The sequence below is a fragment of the Synechococcus sp. CS-197 genome (assembly GCF_025128215.1).
Lineage (GTDB): Bacteria > Cyanobacteriota > Cyanobacteriia > PCC-6307 > Cyanobiaceae > Synechococcus_C.
This window is the reverse complement of record NZ_JAHLZC010000015.1, coordinates 25,978-46,183: the sequence shown is the minus strand read 5'-3', so window position 1 is coordinate 46,183 and position 20,206 is coordinate 25,978. Positions and strand designations below refer to the sequence as shown.

At 63.3% G+C, this 20,206-nt stretch carries 24 protein-coding genes and 1 pseudogene; 21 read left to right on the top strand and 4 right to left on the bottom strand.

What is annotated here, in order from left to right:
• The first annotated feature begins 173 nt into the window (after nucleotides 1–173).
• The 3 genes and pseudogenes from trxA to rsmD form a co-directional block, all read left to right on the top strand.
• On the top strand, nucleotides 174–497 hold the full coding sequence (gene trxA, locus KQ296_RS05710) for a thioredoxin (protein ID WP_006041767.1): 324 nt from the start codon (nucleotides 174–176) through the stop codon (nucleotides 495–497).
• 44 nt (nucleotides 498–541) lie between these two features.
• Nucleotides 542–1,150, top strand: a complete 609-nt coding sequence (hisH, locus tag KQ296_RS05705; RefSeq protein ID WP_050815887.1) for an imidazole glycerol phosphate synthase subunit HisH — start codon at nucleotides 542–544, stop codon at nucleotides 1,148–1,150.
• Between the two features lie 17 nt (nucleotides 1,151–1,167).
• Nucleotides 1,168–1,689 (top strand): annotated as a pseudogene (gene rsmD, locus KQ296_RS05700) (16S rRNA (guanine(966)-N(2))-methyltransferase RsmD); the annotation flags it as partial.
• A gap of 10 nt (nucleotides 1,690–1,699) precedes the next feature.
• On the opposite strand, the gene petG reads toward rsmD, so the two are convergent.
• On the bottom strand, nucleotides 1,700–1,813 hold the full coding sequence (gene petG, locus KQ296_RS05695) for a cytochrome b6-f complex subunit V (protein ID WP_006041770.1): 114 nt from the start codon (nucleotides 1,811–1,813) through the stop codon (nucleotides 1,700–1,702).
• Nucleotides 1,814–1,860: 47 nt separating this feature from the next.
• On the opposite strand from petG, the gene KQ296_RS05690 reads away from it, so the two are divergent.
• The 14 genes from KQ296_RS05690 to KQ296_RS05625 all read left to right on the top strand — a co-directional run bounded on the left by KQ296_RS05690 (nucleotide 1,861) and on the right by KQ296_RS05625 (nucleotide 13,287).
• Entirely contained in the window at nucleotides 1,861–2,256 is a 396-nt protein-coding gene (locus KQ296_RS05690; RefSeq protein WP_011933497.1) for a cytochrome c, read from the top strand.
• Nucleotides 2,257–2,261: 5 nt separating this feature from the next.
• On the top strand, nucleotides 2,262–2,996 hold the full coding sequence (locus tag KQ296_RS05685) for an RNA methyltransferase (protein ID WP_041428577.1): 735 nt from the start codon (nucleotides 2,262–2,264) through the stop codon (nucleotides 2,994–2,996).
• A 24-nt stretch (nucleotides 2,997–3,020) separates the two neighbouring features.
• Nucleotides 3,021–4,166 carry a serine hydrolase gene (locus tag KQ296_RS05680; protein ID WP_011933499.1) on the top strand — a complete coding sequence of 382 codons (1,146 nt, stop codon included), beginning with the start codon at nucleotides 3,021–3,023 and terminating at the stop codon, nucleotides 4,164–4,166.
• Nucleotides 4,163–5,554: a DUF3370 domain-containing protein gene (locus tag KQ296_RS05675; protein ID WP_011933500.1), complete on the top strand. Its 1,392-nt coding sequence runs from the start codon at nucleotides 4,163–4,165 to the stop codon at nucleotides 5,552–5,554. Before KQ296_RS05680 ends, KQ296_RS05675 begins: the two co-directional genes overlap by 4 nt.
• Nucleotides 5,551–6,639 (top strand): magnesium chelatase ATPase subunit I, encoded by a 1,089-nt coding sequence (bchI, locus tag KQ296_RS05670; protein WP_011933501.1) that lies wholly within the window; start codon nucleotides 5,551–5,553, stop codon nucleotides 6,637–6,639. The genes KQ296_RS05675 and bchI overlap by 4 nt, the downstream gene beginning before the upstream one ends.
• Nucleotides 6,640–6,660: 21 nt before the next feature.
• The gene (gene ruvC / locus KQ296_RS05665) at nucleotides 6,661–7,125 is read left to right on the top strand and encodes a crossover junction endodeoxyribonuclease RuvC (RefSeq protein ID WP_011933502.1); all 465 of its coding nucleotides are present in this window, start codon (nucleotides 6,661–6,663) and stop codon (nucleotides 7,123–7,125) included.
• A 6-nt stretch (nucleotides 7,126–7,131) separates the two neighbouring features.
• Nucleotides 7,132–7,725: a 5-formyltetrahydrofolate cyclo-ligase gene (locus KQ296_RS05660; RefSeq protein WP_011933503.1), complete on the top strand. Its 594-nt coding sequence runs from the start codon at nucleotides 7,132–7,134 to the stop codon at nucleotides 7,723–7,725.
• Between the two features lie 17 nt (nucleotides 7,726–7,742).
• The gene (locus KQ296_RS05655; RefSeq protein WP_255486118.1) at nucleotides 7,743–7,931 is read left to right on the top strand and encodes a hypothetical protein; all 189 of its coding nucleotides are present in this window, start codon (nucleotides 7,743–7,745) and stop codon (nucleotides 7,929–7,931) included.
• 55 nt (nucleotides 7,932–7,986) lie between these two features.
• The gene (locus KQ296_RS05650; protein WP_011933505.1) at nucleotides 7,987–8,460 is read left to right on the top strand and encodes a hypothetical protein; all 474 of its coding nucleotides are present in this window, start codon (nucleotides 7,987–7,989) and stop codon (nucleotides 8,458–8,460) included.
• A 7-nt stretch (nucleotides 8,461–8,467) separates the two neighbouring features.
• The gene (locus KQ296_RS05645; RefSeq protein ID WP_011933506.1) at nucleotides 8,468–8,929 is read left to right on the top strand and encodes a SufE family protein; all 462 of its coding nucleotides are present in this window, start codon (nucleotides 8,468–8,470) and stop codon (nucleotides 8,927–8,929) included.
• A gap of 35 nt (nucleotides 8,930–8,964) precedes the next feature.
• Nucleotides 8,965–10,281, top strand: a complete 1,317-nt coding sequence (locus KQ296_RS05640) for a homoserine dehydrogenase (protein ID WP_011933507.1) — start codon at nucleotides 8,965–8,967, stop codon at nucleotides 10,279–10,281.
• Between the two features lie 90 nt (nucleotides 10,282–10,371).
• On the top strand, nucleotides 10,372–10,614 hold the full coding sequence (locus KQ296_RS05635) for a hypothetical protein (protein WP_011933508.1): 243 nt from the start codon (nucleotides 10,372–10,374) through the stop codon (nucleotides 10,612–10,614).
• Nucleotides 10,615–10,654: 40 nt separating this feature from the next.
• Nucleotides 10,655–12,271: an ABC transporter substrate-binding protein gene (locus KQ296_RS05630; protein WP_011933509.1), complete on the top strand. Its 1,617-nt coding sequence runs from the start codon at nucleotides 10,655–10,657 to the stop codon at nucleotides 12,269–12,271.
• Nucleotides 12,268–13,287, top strand: coding sequence for an ABC transporter permease (locus tag KQ296_RS05625; protein WP_011933510.1), 1,020 nt, complete (start codon nucleotides 12,268–12,270; stop codon nucleotides 13,285–13,287). Before KQ296_RS05630 ends, KQ296_RS05625 begins: the two co-directional genes overlap by 4 nt.
• A 320-nt stretch (nucleotides 13,288–13,607) precedes the next feature.
• Here KQ296_RS05625 and KQ296_RS05620 read toward each other — a convergent pair whose 3' ends face one another.
• On the bottom strand, nucleotides 13,608–15,242 hold the full coding sequence (locus tag KQ296_RS05620; protein ID WP_083833642.1) for an alpha/beta hydrolase: 1,635 nt from the start codon (nucleotides 15,240–15,242) through the stop codon (nucleotides 13,608–13,610).
• 11 nt (nucleotides 15,243–15,253) lie between these two features.
• Between KQ296_RS05620 and KQ296_RS05615 the strand changes: the two genes are divergently transcribed.
• Both KQ296_RS05615 and KQ296_RS05610 read left to right on the top strand, forming a co-directional pair.
• A complete protein-coding gene (locus KQ296_RS05615) occupies nucleotides 15,254–16,498 on the top strand; it encodes an MFS transporter (RefSeq protein ID WP_083833675.1) in 1,245 nt (414 codons plus the stop codon).
• A gap of 22 nt (nucleotides 16,499–16,520) precedes the next feature.
• Entirely contained in the window at nucleotides 16,521–17,141 is a 621-nt protein-coding gene (locus KQ296_RS05610; RefSeq protein WP_011933513.1) for a Coq4 family protein, read from the top strand.
• Here the strand turns inward: KQ296_RS05610 and KQ296_RS05605 are convergent.
• The gene (locus KQ296_RS05605) at nucleotides 17,138–17,407 is read right to left on the bottom strand and encodes a SemiSWEET family sugar transporter (protein ID WP_011933514.1); all 270 of its coding nucleotides are present in this window, start codon (nucleotides 17,405–17,407) and stop codon (nucleotides 17,138–17,140) included. The genes KQ296_RS05610 and KQ296_RS05605 overlap by 4 nt on opposite strands.
• A 51-nt stretch (nucleotides 17,408–17,458) precedes the next feature.
• Between KQ296_RS05605 and KQ296_RS05600 the strand changes: the two genes are divergently transcribed.
• Nucleotides 17,459–17,833 carry a hypothetical protein gene (locus KQ296_RS05600; RefSeq protein WP_041428588.1) on the top strand — a complete coding sequence of 125 codons (375 nt, stop codon included), beginning with the start codon at nucleotides 17,459–17,461 and terminating at the stop codon, nucleotides 17,831–17,833.
• Nucleotides 17,834–17,851: 18 nt separating this feature from the next.
• On the opposite strand, the gene ychF is transcribed toward KQ296_RS05600, so the two are convergent.
• Entirely contained in the window at nucleotides 17,852–18,943 is a 1,092-nt protein-coding gene (gene ychF, locus KQ296_RS05595) for a redox-regulated ATPase YchF (RefSeq protein WP_011933516.1), read from the bottom strand.
• Between the two features lie 85 nt (nucleotides 18,944–19,028).
• Here ychF and KQ296_RS05590 point away from each other — a divergent pair, with 85 nt between their 5' ends.
• A complete protein-coding gene (locus KQ296_RS05590) occupies nucleotides 19,029–20,201 on the top strand; it encodes an efflux RND transporter periplasmic adaptor subunit (protein WP_011933517.1) in 1,173 nt (390 codons plus the stop codon).
• Nucleotides 20,202–20,206 lie beyond the last annotated feature (5 nt).

The following is a 20,206-nucleotide window of genomic DNA, read 5'->3' as shown; positions in this document are numbered from 1 at the left end:
GTACTCTCAAGGTGTGCGGGCGTATGCCCACACACTCCTCACACCCCCCGGCCCGACGCGTTCGGGCTTTCTGTCTTCTTCAGTCATCCATCACAGTTCAAACGCTGAGAGATGACAATGAGCGGCAACCAAGAAAACGGTTGCTAAATTTCGCCTATCTCGACTGCCACTGAATGTCCAGCGCTGCCGCTGTTACCGACGCTTCATTCGAACAGGACGTCCTCCAAAGCGACGTTCCCGTGCTCGTTGATTTCTGGGCTCCCTGGTGTGGCCCTTGCCGGATGGTGGCTCCCATCGTTGATGAGATCTCCAAGGAATTCGAGGGCAAGATCAAGGTGTTCAAGCTGAACACCGATGAGAATCCCAACGTGGCCAGTCAGTTCGGGATCCGCAGCATCCCCACCCTGATGGTGTTCAAGGGTGGCCAGAAAGTAGACACGGTTGTGGGAGCTGTTCCCAAGGCGACCCTCTCTGGCACGATTGCCAAATATCTCTGAGTTCACCACTGGCTTCAACCACCGTTGGCCTCATCGATTACGGGATGGGGAACCTCCATTCCGTTACCAAGTGCTTTGAGCGGCTCGGACAGTCACTGACGCCAGTTCGCTGCTCAGGCGACCTTGCCAACTGTGATGCGCTCATTCTTCCAGGCGTCGGATCCTTCGACCCGGCCATGGAGCAACTGCGCAGCACAGGGTTGATTCCTCACCTCCAAGAATGGGGCCAGGCTGACCGCCCGCTCCTAGGTATCTGCCTTGGTCTGCAGCTTCTGTTCGAACGCAGCGAAGAGGGTGAGTCGCCGGGTTTGGGGCTCTTCAAGGGCAGCGTCTGCCGGCTGCCGAGCGGCCAGGGTGAACGCATCCCCCACATGGGCTGGGGGAAATTAGATCACCGCCATCCCTGCCCGCTCCTGCCTGCAGGAGCCGAGAATCCCTGGGTGTATTTCGTGCATTCCTTCGCAGCCCACCCCGCTCTGGAGCAGGATCGGGCCGCTGATGTGGGATTCGGAAACGGCGTTGCCACGGCCATGGTTTGGCATGGGAGGGTCGGCGCCTGTCAGTTCCACCCTGAAAAATCAGGGCGCGCCGGCGCTGAACTGCTGAAACGCTGGCTCCTGTGGCTTCAGGCGGGGGCGCCGTTGTCAGCGTGAGCAGCGCCCAGCTGCGGATGATCGGTGGTCGACGCCTGCGCAGTCCCCAGGGTCAGGGAACACGCCCCACCACAGCGAGGGTGAGGGAAGCCTTGATGAACATGCTCGCTGGTGTGTTGGAGGACGCGCACTGGCTTGATCTCTTCAGCGGCAGCGGCGTGATGGGCTGCGAAGCGATTCAACGGGGGGCCTCCAGAGTTTGGGCCGTTGAAAACAACGCACGCATCGCAGCGATTTGCCGCCAGAACCTGGAACTGGTCGCAGCATCGAGGAAGGAGCCAATCGAGATTCGCGTGATCCGCAAAGATCTGATGCCCTGGCTCGAGGCTGGTCGCCCTGAGAACGTCGAGCCCTTCTCGCTCGTGTATGTCGATCCTCCCTATGCAGCAGGCCAGTATCAAGCCACCCTCGAAGGTCTACGCACGAGGAACTGGCTCAGCAACGATGCCCTTGTGATTTGCGAACATGCCAGTCACGACCGCTTGGATCCACCACCCGACTGGACTGAAGTGGATCGCCGACGCTACGGAACCAGCGCGCTGCTGTTTCTCAGCCCCCGAGAGCACTGCCGCGGCGGTACTGATTCCAAGCAGCCACAAACAGGCCCAGAAGGGTGACCGGGATCAGCCCGAGAACAATGCCGCAGAGAAGGGGTTCGATCATCAGGTCGCGCCCGGTTGATTGATTCAGCACAATTGTTCCATGCACTCATGGCCTCTGTGACGGTTCCGTCATCAACTGCTGCACCAGCAGATCGCAAACGCGGCTTGGTTTCGGCACTCGTTGCCGTAGCCGGGGTCACCGCTCTGGTGATGCTGGTGTGGTTGTTCGGGGTCAACCGTCTCGACCCCTACAGCAAGGCAACCCTGTCCCTGAGTGGTGAGGTATCCCATGGAGGTCAACTCTTCCGCATCAACTGCGCCGGTTGTCACGGCATTGCAGGCCAGGGTCTGGTGGGGCCAAACCTTCAGGGGGTCTCGGCGAAGCGATCGGATCGTTCGATCATTCATCAGATCGTGAGCGGAGAAACGCCACCGATGCCTCGCTTCGAGATCGAACCCCAGGGCATGGCCGATCTGCTCAGCTATCTCAAGACCGTTACCTAGAACTCTTGGGTCTTACCGTTGTTTTGGTAGAGCCAGCGGGCCCTCTCAACGTGGGCAGCGTGGCCAGGTTGTGCGCCAATTTCGGAATCAACGACCTAAGGCTTGTCGCCCCGCGCTGCAACCCCAACGATGCGCAAGCCCTGCGCATGGCCGTGCATGGGCAAACGGTGCTGCACCAGGCCAGCACCTTCACAACGCTCCTTGAGGCCCTCAGCGATTGCCAGCGCGTGGTGGCCAGCTGCGGGCGCATCGACCATGGCGACATCCCCCTGCAAACAACGGATCAGGTGATGCCCTGGGTTGGAGAAGGCCTGAAGAGCGGCGCTCAGGTGGCCCTGGTGTTCGGTCGTGAAGATCGCGGCTTGAGCAATGAGGAGTTACTGCTCAGCCATCGCGTGGTGCGCCTGCACACAGTCGATCACTACCCGTCGCTGAATCTCTCCCATGCTGTGGCGATCGTGCTGCACGACCTCCAGCGCAGCAGGATCGGTGCTGCAGCGGACGATCAACAGGCGCTGCAGGCATCAGAAGCAGCGGCACCACCCCAGCTGGAGGCTTGCCTGAGGGACGCCGAGGCGCTGCTTCTGGACGTGGGGTTTCTGCTGCCTCATACCGCCAAAGCGCGCATGGCGAAGATCAAAGGCCTCCTGCGGCGAGCCAGCATTCAGGCCCAGGAACTCGCCATGCTCCGCGGCATGGTGCGTCAACTGCGCTGGGCGATCCGTTGCCACCGCCCGTAATCTCTGGTTTTCCAGCGCAGCCCCTTGTCCTCCAGTCGATCCAGTCGCCAGTCCTCGGGCTGGGGTCGCCCGCTGCGGTTGCTGCTCAGACTCATCCTGATGGGCGTCGGACTCGGCGTGATCACTGGCTCTCTGCTCAAACTGGCGGGCCCGGCGGTGCAGAGGGGGGAGCTCACCCTGCCGACGTGGATCAGCCTTCCAGGGTCCCCGCGCAGCGCTGAAACGAAAGCCGGATCGCCAACCCCAGCGCCCAAGCAAGCCAAGCGCACCCAATCGCTCGGACGATTTCAGACCAACAATGAGCTCAAGGCCCTGAGTGATCGCTGGAAACAACTGGCGGCAGGCCAGCCGGATCTCACGGTGAGCGCCTTCATGCTGGTGCTCGATGACGGCCGCTATGCCCAGCTGGCTCCTGACACGGCCTTGCCAGCAGCCAGCTCCATCAAGACACCGATCCTGCTGGTGACCCTTGAGGAACTGGATGCCGGAAAGCTCAGCTGGAACGAACCGCTGCAACTCAGCAAAGCCGTGGTGGGCGGCGGTGCGGGATGGATGGCCTCCAAGCCCCTCGGCACCCGCTTCCCAACCCATGAGGTGGCCACGGAAATGATCCGAGTGAGCGACAACACGGCCACCAACCTCCTGATTGAACGGCTTGGGGGCAAAGAGGCCCTCAACGCCCGCTTCAATGCCCTGGGCTTGAGTGCCACTGCAGTGAACAACTGGTTGCCCGACCTCAAGGGAACCAACACCACCAGCGCAAGGGATCTGGCACGCTCCATCGCCCTGGTCGACACCGGCGAAGCCCTGTCGATCCGCAGCCGCGATCTCTTCCGTGAGGTGATGGGCACCTCGGTGACCAACACGCTGCTGCCCAAGGGCCTGCTGCGAGGACTCGGCGGTCAACAGGGTGCACCCGACGACAGCCTGATGATCAAGGGATACCGGGTGCTCAACAAGACCGGCGACATCGGCATCGCCTACGCCGACGCGGGGCTGATTGAACTTCCTGATGGCAGCAGGGCCGTGGCCGCGTTTCTGGTGAAAGGCCCCTTCAATGATCCCCGTTCCACCGAACTGATCCGCAAGCTGGCTGCCGCCATGGCGCCGGTTCTCAAACCCAAACCCGCGGTGACCCGTAACACCGCCGCCGCCAGCATCAACCCATGACCTGTTTTCACTCCCGGCGCGCTCTGACGGCCCTCACCCTGCTGGTGTTGCCCTGGCTCGGCGCACCGGCCGTGGCCGATGCCCCCCAGGCGGTGATCCGCAGCCAGCAGGTGCGGGCCCTGCCTGGCCAGCTGGATGAGGTGCTGGTGGTGAACGACAACAACCCGGAACTGATCACCGGTGAGGGCATCCTCGTGTCCACATTCCGCCAACCACCTGGCCTCGATCTGGCGTTGAACGGTCGCTTCGACCTCTTCAGCCATCACGTGTTTGCAGGCAAAGACGACGAAGAGACGTCCACCCTCTGGCTTGCAGTGCTGGCGCAACCGATCGGTGATGCAGCGGTCACCCTGGAGCTGCTGGGGGGCAGCACCTCCCTGTCGCAGGCCACCCGCAAGGGCCAAACGGCAGCTCCCTTCCTGCCCCTGCCTGCGCTGATGAGCGAAAGCGGAACCCCCATCGCTGCCGGGCCTGGAAGCCGCGTTGCGGGCGACATCCTGCGCGGTGAGAGCGCGCCGGAATTGCCGGAGTCTTGGCGCATCGCCCCTGGGTCGGCCAGTGCCCTCGTGGTGCTGCCGATCCCGGTGGCAGGGCTTGACCCGCTTCTGAACGGCCGCAACCTGCAAATGCGCCTGCAGAGTTCCGGCCCCGTGCATCTGGCCACGGTGGCCGCCTATGGCGAAGGGGAGCGGGCACCAACGCTCAGCCGTTTGCAGAACCTGCTGGCCTCAGGCCAACAGAGCCCGAAGGAGCACAGCCCCACCCCTCGCGGCAGCAAGGGAAACATCATCTACTCACGGGTGAGCGGCGTTCAGATCGGCTCCACCTGGACGGCCACGCTCACCGATCCAGGATCCACGGATCTGGCCTTGAGCGGCAAGCCAGTGTCCTGGCCGATCAGCAGCCTGGAGAAGGGCGACCTGCAAACGGGCCAGGTGCAAACCGCCGAACTCAAGGTGTTTGATGACGGCACCGCTTGGGCCGCCCATGGCAACTACGGAGTGGAATACGACCTCACCCTTCCCCTGAAGAATCGAGGCGCCACACCCCGCACGGTGGCTTTAGCCCTGGAATCACCCGATAAGAACGGAAGCAACAGCAAGCAGCTGCGTTTTGGTGGCGGCAACAGCAGCCCAGTGATGTTCCGCGGACCGATTGAAGTGCGCGGCCTGGACGATGCGCAGGGGCAGGCGCAAGGCAGGCGGCGATTCCACCTGGTGTTGCGCCGCGGTCAGCAGGGCCCGGAACTCGGTCGGGTCACCCTGGCGCCTGGCGAACGACGCCAGGTGCGAATCCGGCTGGTGTACCCAGCGGATGCAACCCCACCACAGGTCTTGACCCTCCTGCCTGTGAAACAATCCTCAACAGCTTTAAACAGTCGTCCGTGAGTTCACCGCGCAAGCGCAGAGTCTTCCCGTTCACCGCCGTGATCGGCCAGGAGGAGATGAAGCTTGCTCTGCTCCTCAATGTGATCGATCCCCGCATCGGCGGCGTGATGATCATGGGCGACCGTGGCACGGGAAAATCCACCACGATCCGAGCCCTGGCCGATCTTTTGCCGGGCATCGAGGTGGTCGCCGGCGACCCTTACAACAGCTCCCCCAGCGATCCCGATCTGCAAAGCAGTGATGTGCGCCAGCGCCTGGAACATGGTGAAGCCCTCAGCACCGAGGAGCGTCAGGTGCCCATGGTGGATCTGCCTTTGGGCGCCACCGAAGACAGGCTCTGCGGCACGATCGACATTGAGAAAGCGCTCAGTGAAGGGGTTCGCGCTTTTGAACCCGGTCTGCTGGCCAAAGCGAACCGAGGCCTGCTGTACGTCGATGAGGTGAATCTCCTCGATGATCATCTGGTGGACGTGCTGCTCGATTCAGCGGCCTCGGGCTGGAACACCGTGGAACGGGAAGGGGTTTCGGTACGTCACCCGGCCCGCTTTGTTCTGATCGGATCCGGCAACCCCGAAGAAGGTGAACTGCGCCCCCAGCTGCTCGACCGCTTCGGCATGAGCGTGGAGGTGCGCACCGTTCGCGATCCTGAGCTGCGTGTTCAGGTGGTCGACCAACGAACGGCATTCGACACGGATCCCGACGGGTTCTCCACCGCCGTCGAGGAAGGACAGCAAGCCCTGCAGCAAAGCGTTGTCGAGGCGCAGCAGCGCCTCGACCAGGTCGAGATCGACGACGACCTGCGGCTGCGGATCTCCGCCGTTTGCGGCGAGCTGGATGTGGATGGCCTGCGCGGCGACATTGTCACCAACCGCGCCGCCCGAGCCCTTGCCGCCTTCGAAGGCCGCACGGAAGTCAGCGAAGACGATGTGGCCCGCGTGGCGTCCTGCTGCCTGCGTCACCGTTTGCGCAAGGACCCCCTCGAGCAGATCGATTCTGGCGATCGGGTGGTGAAGGTGTTCTGCAAGGTGTTCGAGCGCAGCGAAAGCGACGATCGCAACGCGTTCGAGCTGGCTCTGGCAGCCTGAGCCCACCGGAGAGCTGTCCCCGTGCGCATTCTCGGCATCGACCCCGGGCTCGCACGGGTGGGCTACGGCGTGATCGAGACCGCAGGGAGGGAGCAAACCATGCTCGATTGCGGAATCATCCGAACCGATTCAGGGCGTCCGGAGGGTGAGCGCATGGTGGAAATCGCCAGGGATCTGCGCCAGCTCATCCGAGCCTGGAAGCCGGAGCTGGCCGCTGTGGAGAAATTCTTCTTCTATCGCTCCAGCAACACGATTGCCGTTGTTCAGGCCCGCGGCGTGGTGATCATGACCCTCAGCCGATTCGGGCTGCCGATCGTGGAATTTCCGCCGATGCAGATCAAGCAAGCCCTGACGGGCCACGGGCATGCAGACAAAGATGAGGTGCTCGAGGCGGTGATGCGCGAACTGTCGCTGGAGACCCCGCCAAGACCGGATGATGCGGCTGACGCCCTGGCCGTTGCCCTCACGGGTTGGTTTCAACGCTGACCGGTGATGCCGATGAACACCTGCAAGCGGGAGTTGCGCCGCCTGTACCGGCAGCGGCGCTCGCAGGCTCTGCGCGACAACCCCAATCTGCAGGCAGGGGTCGCCCAACAGGTTCTTGGAGCAATCCGCGCCCGGCATGCCCTCAGTTCACTCCAGGGATACATCGGTCTGTACTGGCCTCTGCCGGGGGAGGTGGACTTAACGGTGCTGCGGCCCTGCTTGGTGGAGGAGCTGAGGCTGACCCTGGCCCTGCCGGCTGCCGATGGCCAGGGGCATCTCAGCTACCACCCCTGGGGTACTGAACCCTTGATCGACGACGGATGTGGCATTCCGGCTCCTCTGAATCAGCCTCCTCTGACGGCGGATCAACTGGATCTGCTGCTGGTTCCGGCCCTGGCTGTGGATCGCGATGGTGTTCGTCTCGGCTACGGCGGGGGGTACTACGACCGCCTCAGAGCCCAACCTCTCTGGTGCGAGGTGCCAGCCCTGGTGGTGCTTCCCGACGCCTGCATCAGCCCAGAGCGGTTGCCACGCGATCCCTGGGATCGCCCATTCGATGGATGGGCCAGTGAGCGGGGCGTTTGTAAGGTCGAAGAGTGAGATCCCAAGGCAATCCGGTGAATCCAAACCCTTCGGTCAGCCCGGCATTGCGCCAGCAGAACTGCTCGGATCCGCATCAGCTCACCCTTGCCCAGAGAGTGATTGCCCGTGAACTGAGCGAGCGAGGCCAGAGTCAGCCGCAGGCGGTGGAACTGATGCTGAATGCCATGGGGCGCATGTTCCGCGCCGTGGCGCGCCAATCCTGAGGCCCCCTCTTGCCTGAGGCCCTGATCAGCCGCAGGATGGGGACTCCAGACCCGGATGCCCATGCCCCTGTGGCCCCGCCTTTGCGCCCTGTCTGCCGTTGCCGTGATCTCCGGACTGGTTCAGCCGCCATCGGCTGATGCCCACGGCGTGGAAAGCAGTTTGCGCTACCTCGATGGACAGCTCGAGCTGACCAGCAGCTTCTCAACAGGTGAGCCTGTGGAAGGGGCTGTTGTGAGGCTCCTTCAAGCGGACGGCAGCGCTGGCGAAGAGCTCGGCACGATCAACGCCGACGGACGCCTCCAGCTGCAGCTCCCGGCCGTGGAGGATGGGCTGGTGGACCTTCAGGTGGACGGGGGCCCTGGCCACCGCGACTACCTCACGCTTCCGCTTCAGCGAGGGGTGGTGAACCTCGACGAGGTGGTAGAGAGCCCACAGCCTCTGCCCTGGATCGCCTGGCTGTCCGCGCCGGCCCTGGTCGGCGTGGTGTGCACGATCGCTAAGGTTCGAGGCCACGACCGCCACCACTGAATCGGCTATGGCAGACCAAGGCAACGCGTCGACCCGCTATGGCAGCGCTGCCCTGGATCAGCTCACCGATCGCCTAAGTGGCACGCCAGACCCACGCAAACGTTACGAATACGTGCTGTGGCTGGCCAAAAAACTGCCGGCGATGCCCGTTGAGCTTCAAACCGAAGAGCGCAAGGTGAAGGGATGTGTGTCCCAGGTGTTCATCGCCTCCGACCTGGTGGATGGACGCCTGCGCTGGCAAGGAGACTCGGACGCCCTGATCACCAAAGGACTGCTGGCGCTTCTGATCAAAGGATTGACAGATCTCACTCCAGCGGAGGTGATGGCTGTGGACCCAGGGGTGATCGCTGCGACCGGCCTGCAGGCCAGCCTGACGCCGTCACGCGCCAACGGTTTTCTGAACATCCTGCGCACCATGCAGGCCCAGGCCGAAGCGCTCACGTCCAACCCTGGATCCACCGCTGCCTAAAGTCGGGAGTTCACCGCAGTTAACGGACCCGCCCCATGGCGACAAGGATCGGCATTGGCCTGCTCGGCCTCGGAACCGTCGGCGCCGGTGTCGCCACCATTCTCACGAGTCCTGAGGGTCGTCACCCCCTGATCGCCGAGCTGGACCTCGTGCGTGTCGCCGTGCGCGACCTCAACCGTTCCCGTCCGGTCGCCATCCCCCAGGAGAAGCTCACCACCGACCCGGAGGCCGTGGTGGACGACCCCGAGGTTCAGGTGGTGGTGGAGGTGATGGGCGGGATTGAGCCGGCTCGCACCCTGATCATGCGCGCGATCGCTGCCGGCAAGTCGGTGGTGACCGCCAATAAAGCAGTGATCGCCCGCCATGGCGAGGAGATCGCCTCGGCCGCCGCTGCTGCCGGGGTGTATGTGCTGATCGAAGCCGCCGTTGGCGGCGGCATTCCCATCATCGAACCGCTCAAGCAGTCTCTGGGCAGCAACAGGATCAACCGCGTGAGCGGGATCATCAACGGCACAACCAATTACATCCTCAGCCGCATGGCGGATGAGGGGGCTGACTACTTCGCCGTTCTCAAGGACGCTCAGGACCTGGGCTACGCCGAAGCCGATCCCGCTGCGGACGTTGAGGGGCATGACGCCGCAGACAAAATCGCCATCCTTTCGGGCCTGGCCTTTGGTGGCCCCATCGATCGTGACGCCATTCCCACCAGCGGGATCAGCAACCTGCAGAGCAAGGATGTGGACTACGCCACCCAGCTCGGATACGGCGTCAAGCTGCTGGCGATTGCAGAGCGGATTGAAAGCAGCAGCGACGCCTCTCCAGCACTGCCCCTGGCCGTGCGCGTGCAACCCACCCTGGTCCCGAAAGAGCACCCCCTGGCTGGGGTTCACGGCGTGAACAACGCCATCCTCGTGGAGGGGGATCCGGTGGGACGGGTGATGTTCTACGGACCTGGCGCTGGATCGGGGCCCACCGCCTCCGCGGTGGTGGCCGACATCCTCAACATCGCTGGAATCCGTCAGCTCAATGCCGCGCCTGGCGGCCTCGATCCTCTCCTGGCAGCCAGCAGCTGGCGCGCCTGCCGCTTGGTGCAAGGGGGAGAGATCCGGCAGCGCAATTATGTGCGTTTCAACACAGATGACGCCCCCGGAGTGATCGGCCGAATCGGCAGCTGCTTTGGCGATCAACAGGTTTCCATCCAGTCGATCGTGCAGTTCGATGCCAGCGACGAAGGCGCCGAAATCGTTGTGATCACCCACGAAGTGAGCAGCGGAGCGATGCAGAAAGCGTTGAGCGCGATCACAGCCCTACCGGAAGTGCGCCTCCTGGCCTCCCACCTGGGCTGCCTCTGACCCCTGGCGGACAACCCCCGACATAGGGCAAAGTCGTAAGAACCATCACAGAGCGGGTCTGCATTCGCAGATCTGTGCTGCAAACCGTTCATGCCGAACGAAACCACCGTCCTGATCGGGCAACGCTGCGAGCAGCTCGAATCAAGACCCCTCATGAGCCTTCACCAGGGCGACTGCATCCGGCTTCACAGCAACAACGGGGTGTTCCAAGTGATTGGCATCGATGGCGATCACGATCGCTGCTGGGTGCGCCAATGGCCTCTGGAGCCCAAGGGGTCGCCCGTGTTCGAGGTGCCTCTCGATCAGATCCACAGCGAATCCGGCATCGATTGAGGCCTTAAGGCCTTTGAATGGCCGGGTCTGCCTCCCAGGCGTGAGCGAATCCAGCACGACAGGCCGCGGCCCCACCGCGTTTCCTTGGATCAAGGGCTCGTTGACCCTCCTGGGGACCCTGGCGCTCTGTATCGGCCAGACGGCCTGTCAGCCCAGCCGCACCAGCGACCGCCTCATCGTGGCCAGCGCAGGGCGGATCAGCGCCCTCGATCCGGCACGCGCCAACACCTTCGGAGCCCTGCAGCTGCTGAGTGCCATCGGAGACACCCTCTACAAGCGCTCAGCCAATGGAGACCTGCAACCCTCCCTGGCTTCCGCGCTGCCTGAGATCAGCGCCGACGGACGCACCATCACGATTCCGCTGCGTGAGGATGTTCTCTTCCACGACGGCACCCGCTTCGACGCGGAAGCGATGGCCTTCAGCCTGCGCCGATTTCTGCGCATCGGACGCCTGAATTACATCGTGGGCGGTCGCATCACCGCAGTCGAGACCCCGAAACCCTTCCAACTCCGCCTTCAGCTCAGCCGCCCGTCCACCTCCCTGGTGAACCTGCTGACCTCCACCAATCTCACGCCGGTGTCCCCCACCGCCTATAGCGATTACGCCAATCGCGCTCTCAACGATCGCTTCGTGGGCACTGGGCCCTACCGCCTGACCCATTTCAGAGCGGTTGAGCAGCGCCTGGAGCCGTTCGACCAATACTGGGGAGAGCCACCGCGCAACGCGGGGCTCGAAATGATCTACCTGAGCAATTCCACGGCTCTCTTCGGCGCCATGCGCAGCGGCGAAGTGGACGTGCTGCTCTCGGATGCCATCGACGAAGATCAGCGCCTGGCCTTGAATCGCCTCGCCGACAAGGGGACGCTGCGTGAGGGCAAAGGGCCGGCGTTGGTGATCGGTTACATCACCCTGCTGAGCAACGCCCCTCCGTTCCAGGACCCAAGGGTGCGCAGGGCCATGGCCCTCAGCCTCGACCGCGACCTCATCAGCCAAAGGGTGAGCCACGGGCTGCGGCCGCCCTTGCGCTCGCTTGTTCCACCGGGTTTGGCGGGGGGAGAGGGTGACCCCTGGCCCAGCCTCAACATCGCCAAGGCGCGAACCCTGCTTCAGGACGCCGGGTACTGCAACGGTCGGGTGCTCTCAGTTCCCTTCACCTATCGCTCCAATGTGCCGGCGGACCGTTTGATGGCCCTGATCTGGCAGACGCAGCTGCAGCGCGACCTGCCCGACTGCCTGGCGCTCGACCTCGATGGTGTGGAATCGACCACCGTGTATCGCCAGCTTGGTGATGGAGCCTTTGCTGCCGTGATGCTGGATTGGCGGGGGCCCTATCCCGATCCCGAGGCCTACCTGTCCCCGTTGCTGAGCTGCGATGTGTCCAGAGGGTTCATCTGCGAACGCGGTGAAGCCGCGAAGAGCGGCAGCTTCTGGACCGCACCGGGGCTCGATCAAGCCCTGCAGCAATCCGATCGCAGCCGCGGCCGCAAGCGCCTTCAAGACCTCGATGTCATCGAAACGCAGGCCGCTCAGGGAGCGGCTTACATCCCCGTTTGGCTGGTCACAGCCCGGGCCTGGAGCCAACGCGGGGTGGCCACGCCGGAATTCGACGGCAACGGACAGGTCAAGCTGGCCCAACTTGAGGAGGTGCCTCAATGAGTCGCGGACGCGAACTGCTGCGCTACGCCAGCACGCGCCTGGCCCTGGCGCCGGTGATGCTCTGGCTGATCTCCACCCTGGTGTTTCTGCTCCTGCGGGTCGCTCCTGGCGATCCTGTGGATGCGGTGCTGGGAAGCCGCGCACCGGAGGACGTGAAAGCTGAACTGCGCGCCCAGCTTGGCCTCGATCAGTCCCTGGGCAAGCAATACCTCGATTTCCTCCGGGACCTCCTGCATGGCGATCTGGGCCGATCGCTGATCGATGAAAACCCCGTCACCGCAATCATCGGCAGGGCCCTACCCGCCAGCTTGGAGCTCAGTGTCACCGCCTTGTTGGTCGCGGCAGTGGTGGGACTCGCCGTGGGTTTCACCGCCATTGCCCGATCGGAAGGACGCCTGGATCTTGCCGGCCGTTTCTACGGGATCGGCACCTACGCCTTACCGCCTTTCTGGGTGGCGATGCTGGCCCAGCTTCTGTTCGCCGTGGTGCTCGGCTGGTTGCCGGTGGGCGGGCGTTTTCCCCCGGGGATGGTGCCGCCCGAGGGAAGCGGCTTTCTGATTGCCGACAGCCTGTTCAGCGCTGATTGGCGCGCGTTGCAGGGAAGCCTGCGCCACCTGGTGCTCCCAGCCTGCACGTTGGGGCTGCTGTTGAGCGGTGTGTTCACCAATGCCTTGCGCCTGAATCTCAATCGCAGCCTGCGTTCCGATTACGTGGAAGCGGCCCGCAGCCGCGGACTGACGGAGACCCAGGTGGTGCTTCGGCACGCCCTGCCCAATGCCCTGCTCCCGGTGCTGACCATCGCCGGCATCACCGTGGCGTCGCTGATCGGTGGCGCGCTGTTGATCGAAGTGACGTTCTCCTGGCCGGGGATCGCCTTGCGTCTGCAGGAAAGCATCAACCAACGCGACTACCCCGTTGTGCAGGGAATCGTGGTGGTGGTGGCCTCTTTGGTGGTGTTGGTGAGTGTGGCGGTGGATCTGTTGGTGGCCCTTCTGGATCCTCGGGTGCGGTACTGAGGCAGCCAGCACTGCGGCCCATCCATCAGCAAAATCTCAGCGAAGCTTCAGCACCAGCTTGCGTCAGGGGGGAGGCATCCCCTGCACCATTCCGGCAGAACCACCCGGTCAACGATGCAACGCCCCCGACTGTCGGAAGCCGAAGCGTTCGCCATGGCATGCCTGATTTATGAAGACCTGAAGGGTCCTGCACCACACCTGACACCTGATGCTCAACAGTCAGATCTGAGTCCTCTGGGGATTTACAGATTGCGGGATGGGCAGTCCCTGCCAATCCTGGAAATGAAGCTGGCCCAGCTGCAAGCCAGATGCTCAAGGCTTCAATCCAGCAAGCGTGCTGCTCCCGCTTGATTCAGGCGATAGAGATGCAGGGCCCCCACCTGAAGATGTTCGGCGTCTGCTTCTGCACGCTTCACCCGACGACCGCTTTCCAAAGCTTCGAGAAAGCGCAGAATTTCCTGTTTCAGCAGAGCCTGCACCTGAAGCGGTTGCACACCGACGAACTCCTCCCCGAGCTGGAAGAGATCGTCGCCCTGGCCACCGCTTTGCCCCTCCACGCGCACCGGCGAAAAATGGCTGGCGCCCTCCACCAGCACAGCGCGCGTGCCGGGATTGGCCGGCAATGCCCGCAGGAGCCCGAGCTGTTCGCTGAGGGGAGGTGTGATCAAATCCAGAGAGCCACCGCTGAGCAACACGGGAACATCGCTGGCAACAGGCACGCGCCGCGGCCAGAGCAGGCTTCCGAAGCTGTTGAGGCCCACCACCCCCGCCAGTGACGCTGGCGGCGGAAAGCCTGGCAGCGCCACATCCTGGATCTGGCACTGCAACAGCCGGGAGAGATTGCTGAGCGGCAGGTCATCCATCACCGTTCGGCAGCGTCGTCCCAGCCCTTGCTCAGGCTGGGCTCCACTGGCGAGAAAAGCCGTCAATGCACCGAGGGAGTGCCCCACAAGCACCAGTTGATCCCCCGAAAGCGGCAGATCTCCCCTCCCCTGCGCCGACAGCACCTCCTGCAAATCGCGCAAACGCTCTGGAAGCACTTCCGCTCCCGGCGGCGGACGCCTGCCCTCCAGAAGGGCCTTCACCGCCACCGCATCACTGCCCGGGTGTTCCAGCACAACCACAGGCCAGCCGTTGCGGCTGAGCGCTCGCCCCAACCAAGCGAAGTGGTCAGGGCTTCCGCCCAGCCCCGGCATCAGCACCAGCCAGGAGCGGCGTTGGCCTTCCAGCGCTGCATCGGGAAGCCAGAGCTGCAGTTGAAGATCACGCTCGCGATGGGGCACCGGCAGAGCCAAGCGTTCGAGCCGGCCATCAGCGGCCGCCGGCCATTCCCTGGCTTGCGGCAGGGATTGCGGGGACAGCGGCTGGCGTCCCAGACGCTCCACCAACAGCTGCTGACGCTCGAGCTGCAGCCGCCAACTGGCCGCCACCTCCAGCAGCGCATCAAGATCGAGGCGCACCTTCTTGGCTGGGAGTGCCTCCAGCAACTCGAGCGTGGTCACCTCCGGACGCTGCGCAAGAAGCTCTTCGAGCGTGGTCTGAACCGTCAGGCCCGTGGTTTCGTCATCCACCTGCACCAGATCACCCACCTGATCCAACAACTGCCGCCCCGCCCAGCTGTTGAGGATCTGCCTGGCCATGCTGCTGTCGTTGATCAAGGGCGCCTGCAGCAGATCGATCACCCCTTTCCTGCTTTCGGCCTCAAGCAGGTTGAACCAAACGCCCAACTCAGACGAACGGGCCCCACCACTGCGCACCCAGGCACCGAGATCGTCGATGGAAATCGGCAACGCCATTCCATCCAGCCGAACCTCCAGCTCACCAGCTGCCTGGACGGGTCGCGGAGAGGCAGCCCAGAGCAGCAGACTGCTGAACAGTCCAACAGCCATCCTTCGTCCTGTTAAGCGTCCTCCCAAGGCCAAGGCCAGTGCACTGGTGGAACCAGTTTCCCGCATCTCTGCAGGAAGTGGCATCCATCCGTTTGCTGGCATCCCTCGGCGCAGGGGGAGTCATCTACATGACGCCGATGGTTTTTCATCAGGCCAGCTTCACCGCCATTCAAGTCGGCCAGGGACTTGCGGCTTCTGCGCTGATCGGTACTGCGGCAAGGCTGATGAGTGGGGTGCTGCTCGATCGGGGCCTGTCTTGTTCCTGGCCAGTACGCGCCGCCGCCATTCTCGCGTTTCTGGCTGATCTGGTGCTGTTCCAAGCCCAGGGTTTCAACGGCTACCTCGCGGGCCAGTTGCTGATTGGCATTGCCGCTGGGTTGTATTTCCCAGCGATTGAACTGGCCGTTCCCCTCAGCTGCACAGGGTTCAACTCCAGCCGCGGCTATGCCCTTGCACGCAGTGCCGACGCCCTCGGCGTCGCCGTCGGAGCCTTGATTGGTGCGCTGGTCACCGCCTTGGGGCTCATCCGTGCGGTGTATCTGGTGGAGGCGGCAGCTGTGGTTCTGATGTTGGTGGTGCTCAGCCTGCGCCCCCTTCCAGATGGCCGTGCCGCTCTGCTGCATCCCGCCGAAGAAGACCCAGCCGACAGGGATGCCGCTTCAGATGGCTGGCAATGGCTGCCTCCTTTGATGCCGGTGCTTGCGGTGAGCATTGTGGCAACCGGGATCATTGCGCTCATGCAGAGCGCCCTTCCCCTCGATCTGGTGCGCGGCGGCATGGCCAGAGCACCCCTGAGCGAAGCCTGGAGCGGCGCACTGATCGCGCTGCAGCTGGCACTGCTTGTGACGCTGCAATGGCCCGTTGGCAACTGGGTGGCCCGTCGCAGCCTGCGTTTTGGGCTTGGAATGGGGCTTGGTGGGTTTGTGCTGGGGTGCCTTTTGTTGGCCGCTTCCGCTCTCTGGAGTGGCGGCATCGCCCTCATTGCATTGGCGATGCTGCCGATTGCCTTCGGGGAAGCTGCCTTCCTTCCCACCGCCGCCGAAGCGATGGTGGAAGAAACGCCCCTTCAACATCGCGGGCTGGCCATGGCGCTGTTTTCCCAGTGTTTTGCCATTAGTGCCACTGGAGCTCCACTGATGGCAGGGTTCCTGCTCGATCGCCAGGGCCATGGCTTGCTGCTCTGGGTCCTGATGGCGTCGGTGTGCCTGCTGATGGTGCCGCTGCTCAAAACCGTGAGGCCCCGCTATACACCAGGGTTGAGCGCCATCCCCCTGGAGAAGTCCAACGATGTCTCGAGCCCGAGAACTGCTTCGCTCCGTTAGGAATCTTTCAATCATCCGTGAGATGGCCGCCAGTGAAGGTGGCCTTCAGAGCGTCGGTGATTTGGTCGACAACTTCATCGACAGCGAGGCGATGGTGGTGTGCGTGGAGCGCTTCAAGGCTTTGCCGGGAGGTGCGGAGATGATCGAGCAGCGCTATCCACCCTTCCAGCCCGATCTTGCTGCGCTGGAAGCGCTCCCAGAGGGAAGCCTGGGCCGGGCCTACGCGGGCATGATCCGCAAGCTTAACTACGACCCCGACTTTTTTCGCCCTCGGGACACCAGCAGTGAAGCGCTCTGGCTGACCCAGCGGATCGCCACCACCCACGACCTCCATCACGTGATCGGCGGCTTCAACACGCAAAGCGCTGGTGAGTCGGGCGTGTTGGCGATCACAGCGACGCAGATCGGCTTTCCCGCCTACGTGCTCATCAATACCCTGGCGTGCTTCCGCGCCTTCCGCTTCGCCCCAGCCAACCTGGCCGGCGTGAGCCGGAGCATTGCCTTCGGCAACCGCATCGGACTGGAAGCCAAGCCCCTGGTGCTGCAGCGCTGGGAAGAAGCCTGGGAGAAGCCTCTGCACCAGTGGCGGCAGGAGCTGGGTGTTCACAGCGCAGAAGGGGAAGCCTTCGGGGCGGTGTACTAACGCTCGCCGCGCAGGAGGCGATGGCGGATCTTCTTCTGCAGCACGAAGGCTGCCGGAATGAAGGTGAGGCCATTGGCCACGATCAAAGGACCATTCCCCGTGAGGCAGCCGAACACCCCCCAGATCGCCACACCGGTGGTGAACAGGCCGTACATCGAGAGCGAAATCGAGCGCGTGTCATCCAGTCGCAGGGTTTTGATCGCCTGAGGGAAGAAACTGATGGTGGTGAGGGCTGCAGCGGTGTAACCGATCGCATCCACGTCCATGGCATGAGGGATCGGCGAGATCCATAAACTGCCGCCAGTCTTGCCGCAGCCATGGCGTTCTCTCGCTCAACAGTGCAAATCCTGGCGGGGGCTTCGAGCGCACTCGCGCTGCTGGCCAGCAGCATCGGGGAGCTTGCTCAACCCGTTCAGGCTGCCGACAGCGACACCCGCCAGGCTCTGGTGGGACTGGCTGCCTATGCCGAATGCAAGGTGCTGCACGCTGGCTACAGCCGGGAGAGGGCGCAGGCGATCGTGCAGAGCGGCATCCAAAGCAACGGTTGGCAGCAGCAGGCTGACTGGTTGAAATCGCCGCAAGCCATCCGGGTGGTGGCCCTCACCAGCGAAGCCATGAACAAAACCTGCGACGACTTCGATCAGAACAGCCCTGACTTCATCCCAGCGATGAAAGCCCTCGATGCGCTGTGACGGAAGGATTGAACGTGATCACACGTTGAAGAGGAATTCCATCACATCCCCCTCCTCCACCACGTACTCCTTCCCTTCACTGCGCAGCCAACCCTTATTGCGCGCTTCAACGAGAGAACCGGCCTCCAGCAGTTTGTCGGTGCTGATCGTCTGCGCTCGGATGAAGCCCCTTTCAAAATCGGTATGAATCACACCTGCAGCCTGCGGTGCGGTCATGCCGGCCTTGAAGGTCCAGGCGCGGGTTTCCTTCTCCCCGGTGGTGAAGTAGGTGCGCAGCCCCAGAAGCTGATAGGTCGCCCGGATCAGGCTTTGCAATCCCCCCTCGTTCACCCCCAGGCCATCGAGGTAGTCCTGACGCTCCTCATCCCCGAGCTCGATCAGTTCTGCTTCCACCTGGGCTGAGATGCGCACGGTTTCGGCGCCCTCCTTGGCCGCCAACGCCACGATCTCCTCACAGAACCCATTGCCGCCCGCCAGATCGTCTTCGCTCACGTTGGTGGCATAGATGATCGGCTTGGCCGTGAGCAAGCCCAGGGGTTTCAGCATCAGCGCCTCCTCCTCGCTGAGTTCCACACTGCGGGCGGCACCACCTTGCTCAAGCACCGCTTGGATGCGCTCGAGAGCCGCATCTTCAATCTGGGCTTCCTTGCTGGTGCGCATCTGTTTCTTGAGGCGCTCCCGCCGCTTCTCAAGCTGCGCCAGGTCGGCCAGGCCCAATTCAAGGTTGATCACTTCCGCATCCCGGGCTGGGCCAACCGCCCCGGACACATGAATGACGTCGTCGTCTTCAAAACAGCGGATCACGTGCACGATCGCGTCCACCTCGCGGATGTTGGCGAGGAATTTGTTACCGAGTCCCTCGCCCTGGCTGGCGCCCTTCACGAGCCCAGCGATGTCCACGAACTCCATCCGCGTGGGGATGGTCTCCGCACTGCTGCTGAGATCAGACAGCAACTCCAACCTGGAATCCGGGACGGCCACCGTGCCGACATTGGGCTCGATGGTGCAGAACGGAAAGTTGGCCGCCTGCGCCTGCGCGTTGGCCACCAAGGCATTGAACAGAGTGGATTTGCCCACGTTGGGCAGTCCGACGATTCCGGCTTTAAGCATGCCGGCGAATCTATCGGCAGGGCTGCGGCTTACACGGTTGCGCCGCCTACGCGCGAGACTGCGTTACGAAACATGTTCAGGGGCCATGGGCAGCCAGAAGAGCGAGACCTCCGCCGGGGCCACGCACGCAGCCCTCAGGCCGCTCACCCGCCTCAGCGGCATCAAACGGCGACGACAACGCCTGATCGCTGCTGCAGCTGTCGTTCTGGTTGTCGGTGGCGGGGCCCTGATCTGGAGCCGTGGAGCCGGCACAGGACGGCGCCAACTGGCGGACTACACCGCCACCGCAAAACGGGGGACCCTTCCGGGCGTGATTACTGCCAGTGGTGAATTGGAGCCCATCCGGCGCGTGAATGTGAGCCCCAAGCGTCAAGGCCTATTGGATGCCCTGTATGTGGATGAAGGCGATGCGGTCACCAAGGGGCAGGTGCTGGCCCGCATGGACAGCGGAGACTTCACCGATCGCATGGATGAGCTCTCGGCCCTCGAACGTCAGGCCAGGGCGGACTTCGAGGCGAAACGGGCCGACTACATCCGTTATCAAAAACTCGAAAACAGCGGAGCCATCAGTGCCTCGGATCTGGATGGCTACCGCGCAGCCTTCCTGAGCAGCAAGGAAGCGCTCACGGCCGCCAGGGAACGCATTCAGCAGCGCGATGTGGAAGGGAACGAACTCCTGATCCGAGCCCCCTTCAGCGGTGTGATCACCGAACGGTTCGCTGAACCAGGTGCCTTCGTGACTCCCACCACCACGGCATCAGCGAATGCCGGAGCCACCAGTTCCTCCATCGTTGAGCTCTCCGAAGGTTTGGAAGTGGCAGCGAAAGTGCCTGAAAGCGACATCGGTCGCATCCGGATCGGCCAAGACGCCACGGTGCGTGTGGATGCCTTCCCCGATCAGCGCTTCCCTGCCCGGGTGAGGGATATCGCTCCGCGGGCCGAGAAAACCGACAACGTGATTTCCTTTGAGGTGGAATTGACCCTGATCGATCCACCCCCAACCCTGCGCATCGGCATGACGGTGGACGTGGATTTCCAGACGGGTCGGACCGCTGAGAGCACCCTGGTTCCCAACGTGGCGATCGTGACCGAAAACGGCCAACCCGGCGTTCTGCTCGTTGGCAAGGATGACCAGCCCCGCTTCCAAGCGGTGGAACTGGGCTCCAGCAGCGGCGGCCAGAGTGCGATTCTCTCGGGGGTGAAACCTGGCTCCAAGGTGTTCATCGACCTTCCGCCCTGGGCGAAGAAGCGCGACTGATCGAG

Coding starts and splice junctions, on each gene's coding strand:
- trxA (WP_006041767.1), top strand. CDS start 174: ATGTCCAGCGCTGCCGCTGTTACCGACGCTTCATTCGAACAGGACGTC.
- hisH (WP_050815887.1), top strand. CDS start 542: ATGGGGAACCTCCATTCCGTTACCAAGTGCTTTGAGCGGCTCGGACAG.
- petG (WP_006041770.1), bottom strand. CDS start 1,813: ATGATCGAACCCCTTCTCTGCGGCATTGTTCTCGGGCTGATCCCGGTC.
- KQ296_RS05690 (WP_011933497.1), top strand. CDS start 1,861: ATGGCCTCTGTGACGGTTCCGTCATCAACTGCTGCACCAGCAGATCGC.
- KQ296_RS05675 (WP_011933500.1), top strand. CDS start 4,163: ATGACCTGTTTTCACTCCCGGCGCGCTCTGACGGCCCTCACCCTGCTG.
- KQ296_RS05660 (WP_011933503.1), top strand. CDS start 7,132: ATGCCGATGAACACCTGCAAGCGGGAGTTGCGCCGCCTGTACCGGCAG.
- KQ296_RS05650 (WP_011933505.1), top strand. CDS start 7,987: ATGCCCATGCCCCTGTGGCCCCGCCTTTGCGCCCTGTCTGCCGTTGCC.
- KQ296_RS05645 (WP_011933506.1), top strand. CDS start 8,468: ATGGCAGACCAAGGCAACGCGTCGACCCGCTATGGCAGCGCTGCCCTG.
- KQ296_RS05640 (WP_011933507.1), top strand. CDS start 8,965: ATGGCGACAAGGATCGGCATTGGCCTGCTCGGCCTCGGAACCGTCGGC.
- KQ296_RS05635 (WP_011933508.1), top strand. CDS start 10,372: ATGCCGAACGAAACCACCGTCCTGATCGGGCAACGCTGCGAGCAGCTC.
- KQ296_RS05625 (WP_011933510.1), top strand. CDS start 12,268: ATGAGTCGCGGACGCGAACTGCTGCGCTACGCCAGCACGCGCCTGGCC.
- KQ296_RS05620 (WP_083833642.1), bottom strand. CDS start 15,242: ATGCGGGAAACTGGTTCCACCAGTGCACTGGCCTTGGCCTTGGGAGGA.
- KQ296_RS05610 (WP_011933513.1), top strand. CDS start 16,521: ATGGCCGCCAGTGAAGGTGGCCTTCAGAGCGTCGGTGATTTGGTCGAC.
- KQ296_RS05605 (WP_011933514.1), bottom strand. CDS start 17,407: ATGGACGTGGATGCGATCGGTTACACCGCTGCAGCCCTCACCACCATC.
- KQ296_RS05600 (WP_041428588.1), top strand. CDS start 17,459: ATGGCGTTCTCTCGCTCAACAGTGCAAATCCTGGCGGGGGCTTCGAGC.
- ychF (WP_011933516.1), bottom strand. CDS start 18,943: ATGCTTAAAGCCGGAATCGTCGGACTGCCCAACGTGGGCAAATCCACT.
- KQ296_RS05590 (WP_011933517.1), top strand. CDS start 19,029: ATGGGCAGCCAGAAGAGCGAGACCTCCGCCGGGGCCACGCACGCAGCC.